Source organism: Candidatus Nitrosocosmicus sp. FF01 (assembly GCF_047711275.1).
In the GTDB taxonomy this organism is placed as follows: Archaea; Thermoproteota; Nitrososphaeria; order Nitrososphaerales; family Nitrososphaeraceae; genus Nitrosocosmicus.
On sequence record NZ_JBLNIG010000001.1, the window covers coordinates 935,916 to 959,819 of the forward strand.

21 protein-coding genes and 1 tRNA gene are annotated in these 23,904 nt (G+C 35.2%); 13 read left to right on the top strand and 9 right to left on the bottom strand.

All coding sequences use genetic code 11. The annotated features are described in order from the left end of the window. The first annotated feature begins 16 nt into the window (after positions 1–16). A complete protein-coding gene (locus ACMT7R_RS05100; RefSeq protein ID WP_415310429.1) occupies positions 17–1,105 on the top strand; it encodes a DUF1297 domain-containing protein in 1,089 nt (362 codons plus the stop codon). A 135-nt stretch (positions 1,106–1,240) separates the two neighbouring features. Here the strand turns inward: ACMT7R_RS05100 and alaS are convergent, their stop codons facing one another. Both alaS and trxA read right to left on the bottom strand, forming a co-directional pair. Continuing rightward, complete coding sequence (gene alaS / locus ACMT7R_RS05105) at positions 1,241–4,039, bottom strand: alanine--tRNA ligase (RefSeq protein ID WP_415310430.1); 2,799 nt, start codon at positions 4,037–4,039, stop codon at positions 1,241–1,243. A 69-nt stretch (positions 4,040–4,108) separates the two neighbouring features. Further along, a complete protein-coding gene (gene trxA / locus ACMT7R_RS05110; RefSeq protein ID WP_415310432.1) occupies positions 4,109–4,390 on the bottom strand; it encodes a thioredoxin in 282 nt (93 codons plus the stop codon). Between the two features lie 1,099 nt (positions 4,391–5,489). On the opposite strand from trxA, the gene aspS reads away from it, so the two are divergent. The 6 genes from aspS (at position 5,490) to ACMT7R_RS05140 (ending at position 10,627) form a co-directional block, all read left to right on the top strand. After that, on the top strand, positions 5,490–6,851 hold the full coding sequence (gene aspS, locus ACMT7R_RS05115; protein WP_415310433.1) for an aspartate--tRNA(Asn) ligase: 1,362 nt from the start codon (positions 5,490–5,492) through the stop codon (positions 6,849–6,851). A 36-nt stretch (positions 6,852–6,887) separates the two neighbouring features. Next, positions 6,888–7,187 (top strand): hypothetical protein, encoded by a 300-nt coding sequence (locus tag ACMT7R_RS05120; protein ID WP_415310434.1) that lies wholly within the window; start codon positions 6,888–6,890, stop codon positions 7,185–7,187. Between the two features lie 3 nt (positions 7,188–7,190). Next, on the top strand, positions 7,191–8,654 hold the full coding sequence (gene gatA, locus ACMT7R_RS05125; RefSeq protein WP_415310435.1) for an Asp-tRNA(Asn)/Glu-tRNA(Gln) amidotransferase subunit GatA: 1,464 nt from the start codon (positions 7,191–7,193) through the stop codon (positions 8,652–8,654). Next, complete coding sequence (gatB, locus tag ACMT7R_RS05130; RefSeq protein WP_415310436.1) at positions 8,636–9,619, top strand: Asp-tRNA(Asn)/Glu-tRNA(Gln) amidotransferase subunit GatB; 984 nt, start codon at positions 8,636–8,638, stop codon at positions 9,617–9,619. Before gatA ends, gatB begins: the two co-directional genes overlap by 19 nt. Beyond that, positions 9,571–10,182: a hypothetical protein gene (locus tag ACMT7R_RS05135; RefSeq protein ID WP_415310437.1), complete on the top strand. Its 612-nt coding sequence runs from the start codon at positions 9,571–9,573 to the stop codon at positions 10,180–10,182. The genes gatB and ACMT7R_RS05135 overlap by 49 nt, the downstream gene beginning before the upstream one ends. Before the next feature lie 211 nt (positions 10,183–10,393). Further along, on the top strand, positions 10,394–10,627 hold the full coding sequence (locus ACMT7R_RS05140) for a hypothetical protein (RefSeq protein WP_415310438.1): 234 nt from the start codon (positions 10,394–10,396) through the stop codon (positions 10,625–10,627). Positions 10,628–10,731: 104 nt separating this feature from the next. Here the strand turns inward: ACMT7R_RS05140 and ACMT7R_RS05145 are convergent, their stop codons facing one another. The 3 genes from ACMT7R_RS05145 to ACMT7R_RS05155 are packed head-to-tail and all read right to left on the bottom strand — an operon-like array spanning position 10,732 to position 12,995. After that, a complete protein-coding gene (locus ACMT7R_RS05145; protein ID WP_415310439.1) occupies positions 10,732–11,967 on the bottom strand; it encodes a TIGR00300 family protein in 1,236 nt (411 codons plus the stop codon). A gap of 52 nt (positions 11,968–12,019) precedes the next feature. After that, entirely contained in the window at positions 12,020–12,352 is a 333-nt protein-coding gene (locus ACMT7R_RS05150; RefSeq protein ID WP_415310440.1) for a hypothetical protein, read from the bottom strand. A 4-nt stretch (positions 12,353–12,356) separates the two neighbouring features. Then, the gene (locus tag ACMT7R_RS05155) at positions 12,357–12,995 is read right to left on the bottom strand and encodes an HD domain-containing protein (protein ID WP_415310442.1); all 639 of its coding nucleotides are present in this window, start codon (positions 12,993–12,995) and stop codon (positions 12,357–12,359) included. Positions 12,996–13,262: 267 nt separating this feature from the next. On the opposite strand from ACMT7R_RS05155, the gene ACMT7R_RS05160 reads away from it, so the two are divergent. Then, complete coding sequence (locus tag ACMT7R_RS05160; RefSeq protein ID WP_415310443.1) at positions 13,263–13,946, top strand: class I SAM-dependent methyltransferase; 684 nt, start codon at positions 13,263–13,265, stop codon at positions 13,944–13,946. 118 nt (positions 13,947–14,064) lie between these two features. After that, complete coding sequence (locus tag ACMT7R_RS05165) at positions 14,065–14,643, top strand: hypothetical protein (protein WP_415310445.1); 579 nt, start codon at positions 14,065–14,067, stop codon at positions 14,641–14,643. 66 nt (positions 14,644–14,709) lie between these two features. Here the strand turns inward: ACMT7R_RS05165 and ACMT7R_RS05170 are convergent, their stop codons facing one another. Beyond that, positions 14,710–19,545 carry a hypothetical protein gene (locus tag ACMT7R_RS05170; protein ID WP_415310446.1) on the bottom strand — a complete coding sequence of 1,612 codons (4,836 nt, stop codon included), beginning with the start codon at positions 19,543–19,545 and terminating at the stop codon, positions 14,710–14,712. Between the two features lie 693 nt (positions 19,546–20,238). On the opposite strand from ACMT7R_RS05170, the gene ACMT7R_RS05175 reads away from it, so the two are divergent. Continuing rightward, a complete protein-coding gene (locus tag ACMT7R_RS05175) occupies positions 20,239–20,847 on the top strand; it encodes a phosphatase PAP2 family protein (protein WP_415310448.1) in 609 nt (202 codons plus the stop codon). Between the two features lie 185 nt (positions 20,848–21,032). On the opposite strand, the gene ACMT7R_RS05180 is transcribed toward ACMT7R_RS05175, so the two are convergent. Together ACMT7R_RS05180 and ACMT7R_RS05185 are read right to left on the bottom strand one after the other, a co-directional pair. Then, positions 21,033–21,587, bottom strand: a complete 555-nt coding sequence (locus ACMT7R_RS05180) for a cob(I)yrinic acid a,c-diamide adenosyltransferase (RefSeq protein ID WP_415310449.1) — start codon at positions 21,585–21,587, stop codon at positions 21,033–21,035. A gap of 69 nt (positions 21,588–21,656) precedes the next feature. After that, a complete protein-coding gene (locus tag ACMT7R_RS05185) occupies positions 21,657–21,842 on the bottom strand; it encodes a hypothetical protein (RefSeq protein ID WP_415310450.1) in 186 nt (61 codons plus the stop codon). A 147-nt stretch (positions 21,843–21,989) separates the two neighbouring features. On the opposite strand from ACMT7R_RS05185, the gene ACMT7R_RS05190 reads away from it, so the two are divergent. Further along, positions 21,990–22,086: transfer RNA gene (locus ACMT7R_RS05190), tRNA-Phe, on the top strand. Between the two features lie 184 nt (positions 22,087–22,270). Beyond that, positions 22,271–22,447, top strand: a complete 177-nt coding sequence (locus ACMT7R_RS05195) for a hypothetical protein (RefSeq protein ID WP_415310451.1) — start codon at positions 22,271–22,273, stop codon at positions 22,445–22,447. A 6-nt stretch (positions 22,448–22,453) separates the two neighbouring features. Here the strand turns inward: ACMT7R_RS05195 and ACMT7R_RS05200 are convergent, their stop codons facing one another. Continuing rightward, on the bottom strand, positions 22,454–22,759 hold the full coding sequence (locus ACMT7R_RS05200) for an Lrp/AsnC ligand binding domain-containing protein (RefSeq protein WP_415310453.1): 306 nt from the start codon (positions 22,757–22,759) through the stop codon (positions 22,454–22,456). A gap of 31 nt (positions 22,760–22,790) precedes the next feature. On the opposite strand from ACMT7R_RS05200, the gene ACMT7R_RS05205 reads away from it, so the two are divergent. After that, positions 22,791–23,669: a hypothetical protein gene (locus ACMT7R_RS05205; protein WP_415310455.1), complete on the top strand. Its 879-nt coding sequence runs from the start codon at positions 22,791–22,793 to the stop codon at positions 23,667–23,669. Positions 23,670–23,904: the final 235 nt, after the last annotated feature.

A 23,904-nucleotide genomic window follows, 5' to 3' on the forward strand; every position in this document is an offset into this window, starting at 1 on the left:
ATACAGTGCAGATTGAATGTCAGTAAATGGTATCCTTGACAATTACGATTTCGAAAATATTACCATCGGTGTTTTGGGAAGCCATTCTGCCTTAGAAATATTGGATGGTGCCAAAGACGAAGGCTTCAAAACCATCTGCATATGTCAAAAGGGGAGAGAACTTCCTTACCAAAAATTCAAACGATTATCTAATGAAATCCTTATTTTAGATGATTTTTCGGATTTGATCCACGAGGAAAATCAACAAAAATTACGTGATCTAAATACAATAATTGTCCCTCATAGATCTTTTGTGGTATATTTGGGAATAGAAAATATTGAAAAACGTCTAAAGATTCCTGTTTTTGGTAATAAATATATATTAAAAGCTGAAGAAAGACAGTTACCTAGAAATCAATATTTCTTGCTTAGGGAGGCAAATCTCATGTTGCCTCGTATATATGAATCCCCGGCGCAAATTGATGGTCCTGCAATAGTCAAGATTCAAGAAGCAAAACGAAGTCTTGAACGTGCATTTTTTATAGTAACTTCATATGAGGATTTCAAGAATAAGTCTGATAGCAGGATAAAATCAGGTATGATTAACCAAAATGATCTTAATTCCTCGATCATTGAACAATACTTAATTGGAACATACTTTAACTTTAATTATTTTTATTCTCCTTTAGACAACGATGTAGAATTTCTGGGGATAGAAAGAAGGCTTCAAAGTAACATACATGATTTTACCACATCAGTCCCTGCAAGAAATCAACTTGACATTCAAATTGATTTGCAGAATATCGAAGTGGGCCATACTCCTGCCAGTATTAGAGAATCGTTGCTAGATAAAGTTTTTAAGATGGGTGATAAATTTGCAAGTGCATGTTTAAAAGAGTATCCACCAGGTATTATCGGACCATTTTCCCTTCAGAGTGTGGTAACAGTCGACCTCGATATTATTGTATATGATGTATCTCTGAGGGTTCCAGGTAATCCGATCCTGGCAACTACCTCGCCTTACACCAAGTACCGATATGGAGAAACATTTGGAGTAGGTAGGAGGATAGCTATCGAAATTAAGAATTCATTAAAACAATCAAACTTAGCTAAACTGGTGACCTGAGATGACCATATCATATGTAATAAAGTAGTTATTGTTTATGAAATGAATAACAATAGAGGTATTTCCAGAAAGAACTTTCATGGCTTTTAATTCAGGGTAGATCGCCAAAATGCTTTAAGATTTTATTTGTTTTAGTCAGCTTTTTTTAGAATATATATCCCTCAAAATTTCTGGTATTGACTCCGCTATTGTATTGAACTTTTCCAATAAATTTCCTCCCCCCTGACCAAAATATATCGTCCCTCCTCCGGAACCACCAAAATTATGGGCTATACTACTGGCAATAATATTTGCGCCAATGTTCTCTGCTACTATTTTTCCACAAAATACAACAATCTTGATAGATTTTGATTCCTGCATAATTAAACCAATATAAATCAGATAATGATCTTTTTCCGTTGAAAGCTTCCCCGCCGCTAAATGAAACTCTTCATCATGGTTTTCATCGCGATTTAGATAAAATTTAATTTTATCATTTATCGTTATGGTATCCAACTCCAAAATATCTGCATCTTTCATAATTTTCTCAATGAATAATGGGGAGGTATTTTTTAGGATATTTCTTACCTTTTTTTTCGATTTATCCAAATCCTCAATGGTCTTTGATAAAGTATCCAAAAGTTTTTCACGACTAGTTCCAAGTTTTGTAGTGAGGACATAAACTTGATCATCTTGACTTTGCACCCGGTTCAAAGCATTTTCTCCAGAGACAAATTCGATTCTAACTACCCCATCTTGAATTCTCTCGGTCTTTAGTATTTTTATCAATCCAATTTCACCCGTGTAAAAGACATGTGTACCTCCACAGGCTTCAATATCCAATCCTCCCACTTTTACTATTCTTACGTCATTGGAAGGTACTACTCCACCTTGGTATATACTAAACCCATAATTTTGTTCTGCTATTCCTCTATCATAAAAATTAATCGTAACTGGCAAGTTCTGTCTAACTATTTCGTTTGCTCTTTTTTCGATTTGCTGCATCTGCGCCCTCGACAATGAAGAATGATGAGTGATGTCCAATCTGGCATATTGTTCCTCTTTAAAAGCCGAATTTTGCCAAACCCAAGATCCCAATACGCTCTTGGATGAGTAATTTATGATATGTGTTGAGGTATGATTTCGTGTTATTGCATCTCTCCTTTCCTTCTCTACTACACAACTTAGCGTTTGTCCTTCCTTTGCTTCAAAAATTCCTTCTATATGGTGTAATACTATGTTACCGATTTTTGTAACATTATTAACTTTAAAGGAACCAATATATCCATGGTCAGGTTCTTGTCCCCCACCTCTAGGATAGAAACCAGTTCTATCAAGAACAACGAAATTTCCATCAATGACTTTTACGACTTTAGCGGAAAAGACCAATTGTGACGGATTTTCATAATACAGCAATTTTGTTTTCTCAATTGCGCTAAAATCAAAATTATCTTTAGGGTCAAAATCATTTTTTTCAGCGTGTTGGGGTTTGTTAATTGAATGAATCTCAGCCAGTCGAGTGTAGAAGTTTGTTGGTATTGAATTTAATAACCCAACTTCAACCAAATAATCTGGAGTCACCCCATCGGATTCATAAAGCGTTAATAAATCATCTATGTTTAATTTATTTTTCTGTTTTTTAATTTTTGCAGCTATTGTAGTGATGCGATTTTGGGTTTCTGAGTATCTATCAGATTCGATCCTTAGTATAGTATGAATATCTTCTCTATACTCTTCCAATTCAGGATACATAGGGGATAATTGCTCGATATGCAAATCAACAACGTCTGTTATTGGGAGATCAAGCTTTAGCTGTTTTAAAAGTGATAACGTTCTTCTTAATAAAACTCTCAGATTATAACCTCCTCCTACATTAGACGGTAATGAACCATCACTAATAGCAAAGACCAATGTTCGAACATGATCTATAATTGTATATAATGACTCCAACGGGACTACTATTTTTTGTAATTTGTCAGCATCTATTCCCATCTCTTTGGCAATTTGTCTCCTAGTTAATGGAATATCGTTATTGATTTCAAGTCTACTCGCTACTCTTTTAAAATAATTTGATAATAGACCTTTAATTTCATCATTATCTCCAAAAGAACTTGAAGAGTAAATTTGCTTTTGTTCCAGGATTTTTGTCAAGACATGATCGAAGGTACAGTCATAACTAGTCGGCGTACCGTTGGTTATCCATGCTAACCTCTCCAAACCGGCGCCCATATCAATTATCTTATTTTTCATAACTTTGTAATTATTTTCAGTTCCTTCAAATTCGGTAAATACTGCATTTCCTAGCTCAAGGCCTCTCACAAAATACTCCAAGGAACTGCCAAATGCTCCCGCACCAATCCATACATCCTCTACAAAGGTAATTTCTGTAGGTGGAATTCCAAATACATCAACTAACAGATTAAAATCTAAATCTATACAGCGGTCTTTCCAGTACCCACCAGGTGAGTCAGCGTCGCAGGCTTGGCCAACCATACAGAAAGAAGTATAGTGTCTTCCGGTTATGCCCACATTTTCTATATCATTGAATCTCAGACACATTTGTGGTACTAAAAGAGGATTTGTGGGTAATTCAAAAATCACGCGATTTTCTGCAATTCGCTGAAAATCCACAATAGATGCTATTGTGTAGTACAGGTCTTCTCTCCATCTACATACGACAGGGTATCTATTTACTATTCCGTGGTTATTCTTCTCGAAATATTTTTTTATCTCATTCCATGTTTGGGTATATCCAAATCTCTTTTCGGTTGGTGGATTGCCAATAAATGTATAATTTTCATGATCAGGACATATCTCTTTCTGGGTAATTGACCAAAAGAATCGTCCACAAACAGTGCAACTTTGTCTTGCAAATCCTAGCCTATCAAATAATGAAACATTATAATATTTCTTATAATCGGATGAAAATAAGGAAAGAAGTTCTGACTTATTCAAATTGAAAATTATCTAAGGTGAAAGAGGATATTAATGCTTTTAAATTATTGAAAAATTAAATGTGAATTCTCAAGTTGCGATCGCTTCATTGATGAACTTGATATAAGTATCCTTCGGGGCTGCACCGATAGTTCGTTTTATCTCTTTGCCGTCCTTGAAAATCAACAGAGAAGGAATCGACTGAATACCATATTTCATTGCGATTTCTTGGTTTTCATCCACATTCAATTTTACTACCTTTACCTTGTCAGAGTAGGACTGTGCTATCTGTTCCACAACCGGACCAACCATTCGACAGGGACCACACCATTCAGCCCAAAAGTCAACAAACACAGGCTTGTCTGCTTTCAATACCTCGGAATCCCAATTCCCAGTAGTTTACATGAGTGACATTGTCGTTTCCCATATTATTCATAACGTAATAACGGTATTTGAATATTTGTTGACGTTTAAATATTGAAAATCTTTTGAGGATTAAATTGCCTACGCAATTTCAGTAAATTGATTTAAAAATAAGTTGTTAATTTGTACTTTTCGGTTAAAAAATATTAATTTTTGTTAATTTGTCTAAAGAAAGATCATTTAATTCCACATATTGAATTAAGTTGTTATAAAAATACAGTATATCATTTTTTTGGGCTAATACTATTAGCAGAATAGACCGACCCACTTATTAATAAAACCCCGTTGAAATGTTGATATCATTATGCTCACAATTGGCTGGGAAAAACCATACCTAAAATAGTATACAAGAGAGGAAAATGCCACCACATTTGTAAGCATATTTCCTGGGGTACGACTAAAGGGCTTGAAATGAAAATAGATTTTCTTTTCAAATCCAAGATGCTAACGACTCAAACACAAGTATGCTATGTTCATAATTAACGTTGTCTAAAAAAATAATCTGTCTTAGGTGTATTACACTATTCAGGCTAATTATTTGAGCAAAAAAGATGAATTCGATCTAATTTAGTCAAATTTCAGAAAACTTTACTGTCAAGAGATTGTCTTCGATATTTGAACAAGACGGCCTCGATCTATTGTGCTATCATGTTGCTTGGGTCGAAAAACCTGACCTGTTGTGTGAATATAAACAGATTCAAAATAGTCTGAATTTAACTTATGCCAAATACCAGATTTGTAAGGCCCAAAGGATGTCAACAAACTAGTAAGGTTACAAGTAATTAAGTTAACATACACATTAAAAGTTTTAGAGCAATAAATTGTTCCTACAAAAATAATTTATCTTTTGGCCGCTTTATTTGGAAACCTATTTGGTTCCAGTTGTTTATACTTTCAAATGCTCTTCTATAATCCTAAGCACCAGAAAAATATCTATCATCTTCATTCCATATGGCACACTACCATGGTTTAACTATATGTCTAAGGATTGAGAGTTCATGAGGACAAGAGATATATTCTAATAAAAAATTGAAACAAGTGTATTAGAATGGATGAAAAAATCGTGAATGAAGATGACCTTGGAGATCTGAGGCGGTCACATTATTCATTTCAATTAAGCCGATCCAACATTGATGAAACGGTTGTCATTATTGGTTGGATTTCATCCAAACGCGATCATGGTAACGTCCTTTTTGTGCAACTAAGAGATCAGTTTGGAGAAATACAGGTAGTTGTCAAGAAGAAGGAGGTCTCCTCTGACTTGTTTAACACACTAAGAAATTTGAAAGAACACTCCTCGTTAGCTATTACTGGAGTGGTAGTAGAGCAGAAAAGTTCAACTGATCAAGTTGAAATCAAGCCAAATGAGATCAAGATTCTCTCAATTTCTAATAAACCTGCCCCTTTCTTAACTCAATCAGTTACTTCCGTAGGAATAGATACTCGCCTGGATTTGAGAGCTATAGATCTCCGACGTAACTATTTGCAATTTGTATTTAGAATTAGGAATACGATAATTAATTCGATTCGTGAATATCTTACTGAAAATTATTTTGTTGAAGTCAATACTCCAAAAATGATTGCTACGGCAACGGAGGGAGGAGCCGCACTATTTCCGATATTTTATTATGATAGAGAGGCGTTCTTGGCTCAAAGCCCTCAGTTATACAAAGAACAGCTTACTATGGCATTCGAAAGTGTTTTTGAAATCGCTCCAATATTCAGGGCAGAGCCCTCTAGAACAAACAGACATTTGTCTGAAGCGATTTCTATTGATGCAGAAAAGGCCTACGTGGATTATCGCGACATGATGGATCATCTGGAAAAACTAATACAACATGTCATTAGTCAAATAAGTAAGAAGAATGCTGACGATTTAGAAAATTTGGGTATCGATTTACCACAAGTTAGTAAATCTTTCGTTCGGATAACATACACCGACTTGGTGAGAAAACTTCAAGAAAATCACAAATACATTAGATGGGGTGATGATATTTCACCTAAGATGCTTAAAGACATATTTGGCGATGAATTCTTTTTTATTGTTGATTGGCCTTCATCAACCAAACCGTTTTACGTTAAAACAATCACCGAAGACAAACTCTCTGCGGAAAAGGAAATCAGCGAAAAAAAGATCCTTAGCGAGTCTTTTGATTTGATGTATGGTGGTTTAGAATTGTCGTCTGGCAGCACACGTATAAACAATAAACAGATTCTGATCGAGAATATGAAGAAAAAAGGTTTAAATGATAAAGCATTTGAGTATCATCTCCGAGTATTTGATTATGCAGTGCCTCCACATGCCGGATTTGGGTTAGGTCTAGAAAGACTAATCATGGCAATATTGAAGTTAGAGAATATCAGAGATGCGACTTTTTATCCACGTGATATTGATCGATTAACTCCATAAGATAAATATAAAGTTGAGTGTGAACCCACCTAGTTAATGCCAATTACAGATGATTTGAGGGAGTTGTGTGATCTCTCTAAATTGGAAATCCCAAATGAATTGATGATCGAAACCGGAAAAAAAATAAGCGAAGTTCTACTATTGTTTGACAAACTTGACGAATTTGATAAGGCGGATTACAAGATTGATACCAATAATGATATAATAATAGAAAAACCTATTGATGCATTGCGAGATGACCAGGCATTTAACACAAATGCTGTTAAACGTAATCTTGAAACCAAGATGAAATTCTCCAACTCAAAGAATGGTTACATCCTTGGACCGAGGATTTAAATTTTGAAGGATCTATTTAAACTCCCAGCTAACTTAGTTGTAAGCAAGATTAAGAATGGTGAATTCAGTGCAGAGGAATATATTTCTGTAATTATAGGGAGAATCAACGAGACCGATGGTAGAATAAATTCCTTTATCACCACGAATTTTGAAGATGCCTTAGAAAAATCAAAGAAAATCGACAAGAAAATACAAACCGGAGAAAAAACAGGGATATTTGCCGGTATTCCAATAGGAATCAAAGACAACATCAATGTAAAGGGATTGAAAAACACATGTGCGTCTAGAATGCTTAGCGATTATATTTCTCCATATAATGCAACGGTGATAGATCGTTTAGAAGATCAAGACGCGATTGTTATAGGAAAGTTAAATATGGATGAATTTGGGATGGGAACTACTTCAGAATTTTCGGCATACGGACCGGTGAGAAACCCATGGAACACGGAGTACGTTGCTGGCGGGTCTTCTGGTGGAAGTGCTGCAGCGGTATCATCACTCCAGATACCAATATCACTAGGATCTGATACCGGGGGATCCATTAGATGTCCTGCTAGTTTTTGTTCTGTGATAGGACTCAAGCCAACCTATGGAACCGTGAGCAGAAATGGATTAGTTTCTTACTCAAATTCCTTAGAACAAATTGGACCCATCGCAAGGACTATATTTGATATTGTTCCTCTTTTGAATACAATTTCTGGAGAAGATATTAATGATAATACCACCTCCCCTTCAACTAATTTTTGTAGGATAAAATCCGATGAAGAGTTACGGACAGCCAAATTTAAGGTAGGCTTGTTATCTGATCTGATTCAAAGTTCTGATCATCAAATCATCAGCGGGATTCAAGACAAAATAGATCTTTTGGAAAAGCATCATCATCATTTGGAGAATATTAAATTGTCGATGATAGATTTTGCGGTTGCAGCATATTACATTATAGCCACCGCTGAAGCTTCTAGTAATCTTTCTCGGTTTGACAATATTAGATATGGTTACCATCTAAACCCTGAGGGTTATGAATGGACAAGTTATTTTTCAAAATCAAGATCACTTTTTGGTGATGAAGTTAAACTGCGTATCTTGTTGGGATCATATGTTCTATCAGCCGGTTACTTTGGTAAATACTATGCTAAGGCACAATTAGTACGCTCATTAATTCGAAACGAATTCAAAAATTTGTTCCAGAAATTTGACATCATCTTACTCCCTACCATGCCAGTTTTGCCATTCAAACTGGGAGAAAAAATATCTAATCCTGTAGAGATATACAATTTGGACTTGTTTACAATAATAGCAAATCTAACTGGGCTACCAGCAATTTCCATTCCAGCAGGATTTTCCAAAGAGGGATTTCCATTTGGGGTTCAATTGATCGCGAATGCATTTGAAGAACAAAAACTGGTTGATATTGCGGTTCTCTTTGAAAAAGAAGCAGATTATGGAGAGTGCTTCCCAGAATTATGAAATTGGATACAAAAAACATCGATCAGCTTAAGATAGGTCTTGAAATACATTGTCAACTTACCAATCTTAATACAAAATTATTTTGCAAATGTCTTTGTAATTATAGAAATTTGCCACCAAATGAGAATACATGTCCAATCTGCCTCGGCTTACCGGGAACTTTACCTTTGCTAAACAAGAGGGCAGTGGAATTTGCTTCTATGATTTGCTTAGCATTCAATTGCAGTATACCTGAAAAAATATCGTTTTATAGGAAAAATTACTTTTACCCTGATTTACCGAAAAATTTTCAGATTACCCAGTACAACTCATACGAATTAAGTAGTATCGGTTACAATGGATTGTATTATTTTGCTAATGATTTACTTGGAGGCAGTAGTGATTCGTCGAATGAAAATCAGAAGCCATCTGTTAGGATCACCAGAATTCAACTAGAAGAAGATCCGGGAAAGATTGTTTACGAGGATGACAAATCTTCTATCAACAATTATAGTTTGATTGACTATAATAGGGCAGGAGTAGCGCTTGTTGAGATTGTAACAGAGCCAGATTTCACAAGCCCATCGGATGTCAGGCTATTCCTAAATGAAATTATCAATATATTTGAATATTTAGAAGTATGCGACCCGGCCTTGGAGGGTTCGATTCGCTGTGATGTGAATGTTTCTATCAGCGGTGGAAAAAAAGTCGAGATCAAGAATATTAGCTCATTTAAAGACGTTGAAAAATCGATTCTTTACGAAATTACAAGGCAGAAAACTTTGGTTATGCATGATATCGATGTACAGGCAGAAACCCGACACTGGGACGAAAGGAGAAAAATTACAATCGCTGCAAGATCAAAGGAAAAAGAGGAAGAATACAAGTATTTTCCTGAGCCGGATATTCCCAGAATTAACTTGGGGGGGAGAATTTTGTGTCTGGACTACGATCCCAAATGCACGAACTGCCTGCTGAACGGCTAGCCAGGTACAAAGATACGTTTAAAATCACCCCACATACTGCCAGAATCTTGGTAAATAGTAAAAAAATAAGCGATTTTTTTGAGCAGGCACTAAAATTTTACTCGGCTCCAGTGGAAGTGTCTAATTGGATCGTCAACGAATTATTAACGAAAATAAATGAATTGGAAAAATCTGATAGTAGCAAGACATCATTTAACATTTTGTCAGGATCACATATGTCTCCCCGTTTAATCGCTAGCATGGCAAAACTCGTCGAAGAAAAAACAACCAGTAGGAGTATGGCAAGGGAGATCTTTGACACCTGTTTGAAAACTGGTGATGATCCATTTGAATTGGTAAAACGATTGGATACTAAAAGAATTTCAAATACTGAACAAATAGCTGATTTGATAAAAAAAATAGTTTCAGATCAACCTCACCTCATTAACCAGTCAAAGAGTAATCCCAACGTCACCAATTTCATTCTCGGTTTGATCATGAAAGAAACACAGGGCAAGGCAGATCCGCAAGTCTCGATGAACTTAATAAGAGAAATCATCTCTCAAAGTGACAAGCAATCATGATAATACCTATTTTTTAATGATTATTTCATCACCCTTTTTTTAAATAAATTATTAGGGGAGTTGTGAGTTTTAAACTTTTAATTGATAGTTTTTTTCTTAAATCGTATATATTGTATATGCAAAATTTGAGGATCTTCTAAACAATCGGCCTTGATACATTGGTTGATATATATGAAATAAATAGGTTGAACATTACTAGACTGGTATCCATATGTCAATTTCAAACGATATAGATGAAGTTTCAACATGTATTGTTTGTCCGTTTTGTAAAACCAAATCTCCAAAGGACTGGATAGTTAAACATCTGGAGTCTAAAAAGACTCCGAAAATCAGAAAATCTCAAGTATTTTTTAAGTGCGTCGGGTGTGATCACACAACAAGGGTGTCTGACAAAAAACTAATCAAATTTATTGATGCAGAAGTAATGCGAAGCGAGGACTTCTAAACGAAAACCCTCTGATTTAGATAAATAGAAGTAATGAAACTTGGATTATTTTGTTATTAATGCTAGAAATCAAGTTTATGTCAAAAACCATAAACTTGATTTTGTCAATTGGGTAATAGGTTTTCCAAATTTCTCATCACAATAGGCAAGAAAGAGCCAATATCAGTAACCACTCCTATGGCTTGCGTCGTTCCTCTATCAAGTAGTTTAGTAACAACGGGTTGATTGATATCTACAGCTATTACCTTAACTGACGCAGGTAACATATTTCCTACTGCAATAGAGTGGAGCATAGTTGACAGCATAATGACCAATTTGGCATCTCTTAATACTGATTTGTACTGCATCTGGGCTTCTACAACATCTGTGATAACGTCTGGAATCGGACCGTCATCTCTTATGGAACCACATAATACGAAGGGAATATCTGCTTTAATGCATTCATACATTATACCTTTAGTAAGGGTCCCGGTTTCTACCATTGATTTGATAGATCCTGCCTTAAAAACCTCGTTCACAGCTGACATGTGATTTCGATGTCCTCTAACAGCGAGAGTACCATCGTCCACATGCATACCTAAAGATGTGCCAAGCAAAGCGTTTTCTATATCATGTACGGCTAATGCATTGCCTGCCAATATTCCATCGATTAATCCCATTCTGATCATTTTTGCCAAAACATCCGAAGCCCCTGAATGAACCACGACCGGTCCTGCAACTACTATTATTTTACCTGATTCCTGTTTGGTTTTGATGATGTCTAACGCAACTTTTTTTGCTATTTGCTGTGTTGGACGTTCGCTGGAACTAGTACTACTCATGAATTGAAAAATATCTACGCCTTCCCTGGGTCTTTCCTGAGGTACAATTTTAATCCCTCTTTCACCCGTCACAACCAAATCACCTTTTCTTACCTCTCGATTTGTTTTACATTCGGCCCTTTTTGAGATTGGATCAAGCACAATGCATTTATCCATCATCATTCTTTCAACGCTTATCCACTGATTGTCAAAGTAAATTTGGGTTGAATTATTCGTGGTGCTATAAAAGTCATCAGGTAATACCATGTCTTTAGGTGCTTTTGTGCAAGTTACAGCATCTGTGGAAACACTTGTTGCTCCCTCTCGGAACAAGCTCTCCAAAATCTCTGAGAGATGTAATTCTGTCTCTGCTCTTATGACCAATCTCGCGTAGCTATGATCCTCTTTCTTCTTTCCAATAATGAATTCTTCAACTGTAAAATCACCTTTCATATCCATTACCTTATCAAAAATGCGAGTAAGTATAGAAGAGTCTACAAGATGACCCCTGACCTCAATTTCTTTTTCGTAGTTACCCAATTCTCTTCAAAACCTCAAAGTATTTTTCAGCGTGTTCAAATTTGAGTTCAACCTAAATTGGTAATGAAACCTTTCCAAAATACTCCTCTAAACCCCCTTTTTGTTTTATTCTACTTTTTATTACATCTTTTTTTTCCTCAGAAAACCAATTTGCAATAGATTTAGCAATCCCATTTTTGTCGCATATGGCAATTAGATAACCTTGTTCTTCTTTTATAATTGCAAAGTAATTCTCTTCTCCTACTGGTTCCCAGTTATTACTCCTGTTGTCCTTGAGAGCCAATGCTGGTAGCGCTGGAGTGTTATCTGAAATGAAATTTGACAAAAGATCTTGTGCATCTTTAACCCTCTTTTCACCCATCTTTAAAGCAGCAAAATATTGCATAAATTTATTTGCAAAGATACGCTAATATTTCTTTAATTTCGTTCAATTTCATATTTTCAGTTGAAGTTATTTCGGAATTCATTTTCATGTCAAATTTGTCTGTATTGTTCTTCACAAATAACGAAACACTCTTTTTGAAAGGAGCAACATTGGAACGCTTTACATTTTTTCTATTTTTTTGATAAAAGTCTGCTTGAAGCAACATCTCCATTTTATCTATTATATGTACAAACCTTGAGTCAAATGATTTATTTTCATTATATTCTCTCCAGATGTTTGACAATTCGCGTCTTAACTTGCTTTGAGGCAATTTTTTCAAAATTAATTTAAATGCTTTGTCCTCGGCTTTTTGCTTTTTAATAATACTCATAGTTTCGGGGGTAATATCTCCAACTATTGATTCCGCCAAGTCATGAATAAGGGCCATCTGAATAAGCTTCAATTTTTTCTCACTAGTAAACGAGTATTTGGAAGCCAAAAATAATATAATTACGATCATAAGTAAAGTATGGGATGCCACCGACTCAGAATTTTCGATCTGAAGTTTTTCTATCCATCCTGTTCTGAGTAACTCTTTAAGTTTGTAGTAAGGTAAAGTAAATTGTTTCAAATCGTTTGATTGTGCCTTGAGGTAATCCGTCAAACTTGCTAAATGACCACCTTATATTGAAAATGCTCGCCAAATATTATATGCGGGATACTTTTGACCAGACTTTTGACGTCAAATGATATATCGAATAGGTATGTGAAAAAGGTGGCTAAAATAGACATCGATATGGTAATCAATATAATATACATAACGTTTGTAATTTGGGTCATGCTTTGTTGTTTGATATGAATTAATTTATATCTTTGTTAAGGTAAAACATCAAACCAGCAGAGATATTAGGTATCAGCGCGCATTTTACTTGTGAATTCTAAAATTGGTGTAGATTATGCTCGCGCATTTTTTGGACAAGAGAATTCAGGAGACTATGACAGATTGGTTCAATTAGCCACCATCGGTCAGGATTCGAAGTGGAAGAAAAAAATTGCCGGCAATATTCAAACCAATCTTTTCGGATTAGATCTTGCTTGCGGGACAGGAATTCTTTCGTCCTCGCTCCTAGAAAACGGCAACAAAGTTATAGGTGTTGATTTAACTTTCGCATATTTGAAAATGTTTTCCTCAAAAGGGATCCAAATGAATCTTATAAATGCAAATGCAGAAATGTTGCCATTTGTTGAGAATACATTTGATTTCATAGTGACATCTTATTTGCCAAAATATACTAATCTAGACCTCTTAATTTTTGAATGTTATAGAGTTCTAAAATCTGGTGGATGTATAGTCCTCCATGATTTTACTCTTCCAAGAAATTCTTTGTACAAGTTTGCTTGGAACATTTACTATAAAATTATTAGCTACATATGGAAAAATAATGATAAATGGAAAAATGTGTTCGATAATCTTGATGATCTTATAAAGCAAAACCGATGGGACTCAAGGATTGAGGGTATCTTGGATAAATCTGGGTTTAGTCAAATCGCATTAACATACTTGACTTTTCAAACTTCTCTTATCGTTACTGCAATAAAAGATGACATACGATAGTAGGATGAATGAGTGGTTCGTACCAAAATTCGGACCGCTAAAATTTCGAATGGTCTGCGGAATGCTTTTTCTTCCATATACAGGTATGTGTTTATCATTCGTCGTTTGGGGGTGTTTGTTGTCACCGAACGTTCATTTTGAGAGAATGGCGGGAATTATACTAGTTTATTTTCTGTCCTTGGGGATTGCAGCTCATGTTGCAGATGCCATTGGATCGAATCGGGTAAAACCTTGGGGAGAATTGTTAAGCAAAAAACAATCTTGGACTATTATTATTTTTACACTAGTAGTTGCTTACAGTTTAGGATTCTACTATGCTTATAATTTTGCACCTTATTTAATTATCATTGGACTACTAGAAGGTTTTTTTCTATTTGCATATAACTTTGAGTTGTTTGGTGGGAGATTTCACAACAATTTTTGGTTTTCGATTTCATGGGGGATGCTTCCTTTTCTTGCAGGATTTGTGATTCAAACTAATTTCATACACCTTCTTGCAATTTCACTATCTTTGATTCCTTTTGCCCTAAGCTACATGGAGATAAAGATTTCGAGGATCTACAAGGAAAATAAACGAAATAACATCCTAACAGAAAAAACAAAAAGTTATGAAAACGCTCTAAAATTCTTAAGCTTGGGGTCAATCATTCTAACAATTGTACTATTAGTTGGGTTTGGATTAAAAATTCTGGGGTAATTGGCACAATTAGTTACTCCTATTAGGTAGCGTCAGCAGAATTATATACTCCTTAAAAAGAAGAATTTATTTTTTCTGCTCTGATTCGTCTTTACGATTTATTTCTCCACTTTTCTTGACATTATCTAACAAATCGATGAAATTATTACTTTTACTCAATTGTTTCTTACTTTTCTGTTTCTTATTTCTCCTCCTCCTTTTCAGGTATCTTATCACTAGTAATACAATAACAGCAATAATTATCAGAATTATAAAACCTAATGGGTTGGAGCCAGAAAAAATACTTCCCAAGCCCTGATTGTCGTTCGTAGGCTGCGGGGGCATTTCAATATTTACAATATTGGTTGAGAAAACTGTGTATAAATTTCTTAAATCATCATAATACTCAATTTTTAATGGAACCAAATAGTTTCCAGAGGAAGATTTGTTGCTTGTTGAAAGAGGAATATTAAATGGTAATGGTGAATCCTCTTCTAAATCTCCCAAATACTGAGGAGTAGTAGATAACGGTGAAACTATTCGTAAGTTAGTAACATTTTTCCCTGTTAATGACATTTTATTTATCTCGTCTTTGATTAATTTTTCATCAGTTACTAATTCAACAGTGGTAAATAGCCCTCCTGTGTTTCCTTTATTAAGAAGGTTTCCTACTACATTCAAGATACCTCCTATGTTATCTACTGCAAGATCATTAACACTTACGTCAATTTCTCCTACAACATTTGCTCCTATGTTAAAGGAACTTGTTTTCAATTGACCGTTGCTTACATACTCAATGTTCACATTGAAAGATACAGGACTATTTATCAAGGAAGTTGAGGCGAATATTTTTGTTGGAAGTGATACGGATGTTTTTGGATCAATTCTTGTTAAATCCCATTTAGAGCTTCCCAGTATTTCTAAAGAATCTGTATTTACAGTTAACGTTACCACTGCATTACGTATCTCGTTATCATTATTGTTGGTAATATTGAATCTGAAATCATCAATTTTTCCCGCAGTTATGAATATAGTTTGATCTTGTGGATTCTTAGATGACAAAGGCTGTTTGGAAAGGTTGTTTGAATAATTTGTCCTAGTTGAAGTATCAGATAAAGAAATGAAGGATAACTCTCCATCAAGTTTTTCGGTTTCTCTATTTTGAGACAGGTTTTGAGGCTGTTTTACAGAATTTTCTACCAAACTCTCGGTTTGACCATCAGTATTGTTTTCCACGTTTAATATCGAACTGTTAGTACTTCTACTCAACCCTTCTTCGGTACTCTCATCAGCCGGACTACTACCAGTTACACTCAACCCTTCTTCGGTACTCTCATCAGCCGGACTACTACCAGTTACACTCAACCCTTCTTCGGTACTCTCATCAGCCGGACTACTACCAGTTACACTCAACCCTTCTTCGGTACTCTCATCAGCCGGACTACTACCAGTTACACTCAACCCTTCTTCGGTACTCTCATCAGCCGGACTACTACCAGTTACACTCAACCCTTCTTCGGTACTCTCATCAGCCGGACTACTACCAGTTACACTCAATCCCCCATCAGGTGGGTTTGGTAACACCCTAAAACCTATGGTCTTGTCAGTTGTAGTAAGGACTCCAACTGGATTAACATAGGTGAGGTGGAGGTTCAGTTTTTGCAAACTTTCCTCGGAGTCTACCGACGGAATAATATTAATCTGGACTTCAGAGTAACCATTCACTGGGATGGATTTAAGATCGAACGTACTTTGGCCGGTCGTAATCAGAGGGACGGAGACAGAATCATCTTGGATACTACTGGCGGAAGTTGCATTCCGTCCTATTATTTCTGCGGTACCGGATGATATGACTGTATCATCAGATTCTGAAATTTGCAGAGTCGCGCCTGTAGCAGGTGCGCTTCCTCTATTATTTATATAAATCTTAACTGGATTACTTATTCCTGGTTCAAGATCTGTTGCATTAGACGATGGATCCAATATAGGTTTTCCAGGAAGGTAAAACGGAAAATCTATTTCTTGGGTTCGATAGGTACCCACTTTTGTATCAGGAACCTTAAAGTAAAAGATCGTGAGAGATCCTATATGATTTCCAATTGTGGCCGATTCCAATACCTTCACTTTAAAATAAAGTGTATACGTTTGACCAGATTTGATTATGTTACCATTGGATGAAACTGCAGTTAATGTATCAGGATAAGGTAGTCCATTGTTACCATTGTTAAATTGAGAATTGTCAGGCTGAAATCCTGGTGGTAATCGCAAGTAACCTGTAATTCCAGAAATGTCTGCAAATCCTGTGTTCGTTAGTTCAACAGCTAGTATAGAAGACCCATCCCCAGGAGCAACGGCCTTTTGTATAGAGGTTCTAGTAAAAGAAGTTGTAGATGCCGAGTTGCTTTGTAATGGTGCATCTACCGCCCAGTAAGAATCTACAAAGCCGTTGTTCAAGGCCAATCCGCCGAATGCAGAGACAATTTTCGCGTCTAATGTGAGGGGATATGAATTGATGCTTTCTTGTATCATTTGGACACTGTCTGTATAAGTCAGTTTCAACGGGATCATCACTGTAGATGTCATGTCATCTTGGTAAGAACCATCCTGACTTTCGGTCTCTTTTATTAATTTTGACATCATGGATTGGGACAGTGGTATATTAAAAGGAATTGGAATGTTTACGGGGAGATCTCCAATGTATTCTTCACTTTCAGGAAGCGGGGATTCTTGCGTAATACCATTCGCGGATGTATTCGCACTGTCATCAAGTATGGATATTTTAGAAAATTGACCTACAGAGTTACCCTCATTTAGAATATTCCCCGCAAGATTATATTGGTTACCGATAGCTCTTATAGTCAAATCATTCACAGATAATTTTATGTTTCCGGTAATGATTGCACCAAGATTAAAAGTAGCCGTTTTTAGTTCTTGATAATTCTTGAGATATTGAACCTTCACCGTGAAAAAAATTGGGTTCCCTATCAACGATGGCGAAGCAAAAACGTCCGTAGATAATATGTTGCTTTGGGAGCCCAAGGTCGGTAAATTCCATAGAGATTTTCCAACAATTTTTACCGAAGGTGATTGTGGTGTAATACTGACTGCAAGATTGGATATAATGTTTTTGCCTCCCGATCCAGAATTGTCGAATCCATTAATGCTAAAATTGATTTTTGAGACTTTTCCTGCTACGATTTGAATCTGGTTTTCCTCGGTAGGGTCTGGTTTTGGAGCGTTATCCGTTAATTGGACATTATAAAGATGATTTTTTGGGGATACTAATGTCGTTAGAGGGTAGAGGTGGTAGGGATACAAATCTGCCAACTTTTCATATCCGAAGTGTTGATCGTTAGATTCAGATTTAATGAATTGATCTTTTTCAAATTGAATAGGTTGAATATTCGTATTCTCCTGCGTCACAACTGTTGCAGGCGATACATAGAGATCGTTCTGCGGAGATGTAGGAACGATTTGAATGCCCACCAAGTGGTTTATCGTCTTTTTATTACCATATGCGTCATTAAAAGAAATTCTGATATCTATATTTTGAAGGACGTTTCCAGAAGATGCTGGAGGGAAAATGACTGGGTCGATACTAAATTCTTGTTTGGGCGATATAGAACCTACGTTAAAGACTGTATTTCCTAAATTAATGAAGGGAACCTGCGTGGTAGACTGACTCGATTGTAGTGTAGAATTACTACTTCCATCGCCCGGATTTACATTTGTCGTTACTTGTTGATTACTATTTAGGACATTGACAGTAACGCCAGTTGCTGTAGCTGTACCCTTATTTGACAATTTGATGTCAAGAGTATTTGGAGAGCCGGCCATAACATTAATGATGTCCGATCTACCGAAAGGATAAATATTACTAGGTCCATTTGCATTTGGCGCAATTGAGTCTTGGTCTGTTCCCTTCAGTTCCAAGATTACCTTTCCTGTTAATCGAAACGGCACTTCAATATTGGCAGTTCTAAAATCCTTTTTTGATTGTTCCGTTAATTTAAAATATTTAATTTTCAGATCTCCTTGATATTCCTTTCCCACCTGTGTATTTTGCAAAATATTGACTGGAAAGTAAAGGACAAATGATTGCCCCGCTTTTACTACACCATTGTAACTAGAAATTGCAGTATCTGAATCTACATTATCAGGTGTAACTAGGGCCTTAAAGCCATTTGGAAAATCAAAGTAACCCTTAACGCCTGAAATATCGGAAAAACCTTGATTAATTATTGTGACAGCAAGTACCGAATTACCCTCTCCCGGGTCTACTTCCTGTCTAGCAACTGGAGGCATTTGCTGAGCTGTAACTTGGCCCGAAGAGATACTTGCTACAACTGTTTCAGGAGCGACATTATTAGTCCAATAAGAATCAACAAAAGTGAGTTTAACAGGACCTTTGATATTCTTTTGCTTGTTTTGGTTGTTGTTTTGGGTACCTTGATTGTTATTGTTAGTATTGGTTGGAGTTTGATTATTATCATTGCTATTTTTAGAATCGTTCTCTTTCTCTTCATATTTTATATAGTTCTTCTCTTGGAAAACAGAATTTCCTTTTTCTCCGACCTGCTTGTATCTTTTTTCTGTTTGGTATTGATCTTCATCAAGATAGCTTGGCTCGTTTGATTCTTCTGTGTTGTCGGTTCTAGAATGGTCTCTTTCCTCATCATTATCCGGTTCCTGTAATAATAAGGATTCAGCATTTTTGGATAACTGAAGAGATTTTTCAAGTTGCTGTTTGGAAAGGAGGGATTCGGATGAAATGTCAATAGGTAACTGTAATATCGAAGGATCATTTATGAGTCCAAGAGAAATTTTAGGAGATATGATTACAAATCCACTATTTCCTAAGAGAATCATTATAGCCAATCCAATGCCATAAAAAAACTTGATCCGTTCGAAATATGTTGCCAATATTTATACCCCCTTTTGGTACGCTGTTTTTTTCGTATTAGAAAATGCTGTCAAGACAAGTAGGCAAGCAATTGCAAATTCTTGTTTTATGCCATATCGGTAACTATTATAGTAAATTTTGAGGTAACAGAGATTACAGTTTATAATACTGTCAAATACATTTAGTACAGTTAAATCAAAAATTATACTACTATTCTTAATTAAGGTAATTAAAGTACTATCCATAATCAAACGATTCAAATTTATTTTTCAGCACAATTAATATATTTAAGAATTTAGTATGTTTGAGATTGTAGAATTCGACAGGTTTGTACATCATCGATCTGCTTCTTTTACGGCAATTGGGAATACCGTTTGAAATTCGTTTAATACAATTTGTCAAAATTTATTTGATATGTGGGAATATTCGATTCCTCCATTGCTATGATCTTAATTGATTTCCAGTCTCTTTAGCATCAAACTTTAAGGCATTAACTTATCTGCTTTAAAATATCTGTCATTTGATTAGTTCTTAAGTTTAATACATATAATTTTCAATAGAAATTAATTCAAGTTTAGGGTATGATTGACTAATTATTGAACCATCAGTCTCCCCCCCATAAAGCATCATGTAGGCCAAACATGTCAATGGATTATTTTTATACAGGAATTTTTCTTATTACAGTTTTTATCTTATTCTCAACTGTTATTTTTTTGACAAACAATCGTGTTCTTCCCGAAGGGCAATTTTTGATGGATTTTGATGAGCAAGTAGTGGTCTACTTTTCATTAATTCATAATTCATATTTAGATTCTCTTATGAAACTTATTTCGGATTATGGAAGAGAGTTTTTTTGGATATTTGTTATATTGGTTTGTTTTGTTTTCGCTGGTTATCACGGAAAGATGATCTCAGTAGTAATTGTTTTCTCATTGCTAATCGTTATTCCGTTTAATTCTCTGGCAAAAGAAATGTCGGATAGAGATCGACCACCCATTCACTTACTAGATGTTTTATCAGAAAAACAGGAGGACAAATCCTATCCCTCTGGTCATGCAAGTGTAGTCGCAGTTGGAATCACTGCGTTTGGGCTGTTTTTGAAAAAAACCAAACGAAACTTACTAATATTTTCAGGACTCGTTCTAGAGGCGCTGCTTGTATTTATTTCTCGCATTTACTTGGGTGTTCACTATCCAACAGATGTAATAGGCGGAATAATTCTAGGGAGTGGGATAACCCTCTTTGTATCGACTTTCCATACTGTATATCTTAGGGTTATTTACATGATTTTTAGTAAAATTACAAAGAAAAAACACTTGTAACTGAAATTTCCATTCAAAATTCTTATAATGAAAAATACTTCGTTGAACCCGCTGGTGTCTTGATACCTATAGTATTAGAGCATAATATCAGATAACGTTGACAACTTCGTATTTTATGATTTGTCAATTTATTTTCTTGCCTTATGAGCAAATCGAGTTACTTTATGACAAGATTCCAAAAAAAATCATCCTTTTTTCCAGATTATGTCATCCCGTCCCTGTCGCTTGTTAAATGTCCTAGCCAGCATAAAAAAAAGGTCTGATAATCTATTAATATAGATAAAAGCACTATCACTTATTTCATTATTTGAATATAATTCGGCCATAGAAATTTCGGCCCTGCGAATTACAGTACGAATCACATGACATTGTGATGCCTGGATCGATCCGCCAGGAAGAATAAAGGATTTTAAAGGTTCCAAATGCTCGTCTAGGCCATCAATCTGATTTTCTAGATAAGTGACATCCTCCGGGTTTATACGAGGATAATCCGAAATTTTGTTCGACGGATTAGCAAGATCACTTCCAAGAACAAATAATTGTTTCTGTATAACCAAGAGCATGTTAATTAGATCTAGGACTTCATGTTTGTTATAAGAGAGAGATATGAGAACTCCAACATGGCTGTTTACCTCGTCTATGACACCATACGACTTTATTCTATTGCTTGCTTTATCAACACGGCTTCCATCAAATAGACTAGTTTTACCCTTGTCCCCAGATTTGGTATAAATCTTCATATAATTGAATTAATTTTTCTTAGCGCTTCTTAAAAGGTTACAGAAGCCAACATCCTCAAGCTAACACAACTAGTATGCATGTACTTCGGCTTTGTGTTCTCTTAGATATTTTTTCTTTTTGAACCTCTCGCTACATTTGTCGCATTTAAATGGATTTTCGAATTCCATTAGAAACCTTTTCTTTTTTTCTTCTGGACTTTCAAATACTGAAGACGATTCATTAGCTGAAGTGTCCAATTCATTCTTATTTGTCATAGCTAATTCTTTAAAATATACTCATTTATTTATTAGGATTGGGGTTGAATTTTATTTAATAATCATGCATATCTTTTTGATATAAATTTTTTCTACCAACCAGTAAAGCAATAATATATATAATATTAGATAATGTTTTTAAAATGTGCCGTCGTAGCTCAGCCTGGAAGAGCACTCGACTGCAAGATAAAGCAGGGTGAAGCTGAAGACCGAGCTGTCGTGAGCTCAAATCTCACCGGCGGCACTTCAAGAATATATGAGGTGCTAACTGTATAATCAAGAATTTTAGAAAAATGGTTTGTATGCATAAGAAAAGTTTCTCTTACCGTAAGTATGATGATTTGGAGTTCATCGAATTCCAAATCTGTAATGAGTGTGGAACCACGATTAATACTATATTGGGATACGATGAGGATTTAAGAGGGTAAATGCAAGTTTCTAAAATAGATATTCAAATTCTTCTCTTTATGTGGTGTTTTGGCGCGGCCTTATCGGCAATTGCATTGATAGTCCCGATTTATTTCATTTTTGTTATAGTTGGAGCTGTAGGTTGGATTACCGTTGGATTAAGCACATTTCTAATTTTCTTGCATATTAAAAAATAAACAAAGTTAACCTCTTCCACCCTGCTCTGGAATGGAAACTAGAGTTACAGTCGAAGTTATACCATTTATTTTTCTTATGCTATTCGTTATTGTATTATTCATCTCATCAACCGTATCGGTTTGAATTTTCACAAACATATCATGAACACCATATGTGCCACGAACTTCTTTTACCTGTTGAATTTGAGATATTTGCTTTATAATGTCCTCTTCTTTTCCTAAGATACAATTTATCAATATATAAGCAGTCGGCATAAAGATATTGTCCATCAGATGATATTTTAATCTATTGATGCGTACTCTTTTATTCAAACATAAATAGGTAGTGTCAATATTAAAATAAATGCGATTACCTTTAAAAGAAAAGGGAAAAGACAAAGATATTATCATTCTAATAAATAATTTTTATCATGACCTGAAGGAAGCATTCGAAAATGCAATAAAGAAAAACTTTGTAACCTTTGAAACCAAAGTTATGCTTGCTGATTTCTCTGTTATAGATATCAGCTCATTTGACCCAAATCACATTGTCAAATTTTTCAATTCAGTTGAGAAATCAATAACCAGCCGTCCCACTAAGTGGCAAATAGTGAGTGTTCAGTCAACCAAGTCAGACGATTTGCGGCGTATCTATATTCAATTGAGTTTAGAAATTGAAAATTATTACTTGTATGTTTATTTGGGTATACAATTTCATTCCCTATTCTACTATCAAGTTGATAAAGAAGTCATAAATCTATCAAAGCAAATTAGGGAGGCTGAGAATCTAAACAGTAATACGAAGAATGAAATTACCACCGAAGGAGATCGGATAATTAAGGAAGAATTAGAAAAGTTGGGTTATAAAGAAGTCGATAATTCTCAGCTTTTTGAAGATTTGTTTACAAAAAGTGAACTGTCTGGGAGACTTATTGAGAAGGCTTCACAGCTGGAAGAAAATTATCCTTCTGTTGAGGAAAACGATATTCACATAGGTAAATTAAAGAAAAAGTTAGAATCTTTTATTATAGAAGCTTACCAAATCAACCTAGCTTCCCTAGATCAAAATAAAATGCTTCAAGGAGAGGAAGGTATGGTAATCTATATTGACTTTGAAATGATGAAAAACAAAAAAACAAAAGAAAAAACCTCAGTCATAAATTTCGAAAAAATATCTAAGGAAACTCTAAATGAAATAAAAAGAGGGTTTGATGAAATAACTGAGATATTAGCAATCCATTAATCCCCATTTCATAAGATTTCTCAAAAGGATATTATGGATAGATAAAACTAGATTTATCTATCTGATAAAAGACGTGAAACAAGATAAATATCTAGAAAATAGATGCTCAGTCATAGTCATATTTAATTTGCTTTATTCGTATGACAATTTACAAAGGATGCAATTTTGAAACCTTCCTATTAATTTGGCCAAATATCTTGAACTTACTCCTAATATTCGATACTGTTTTTATCCA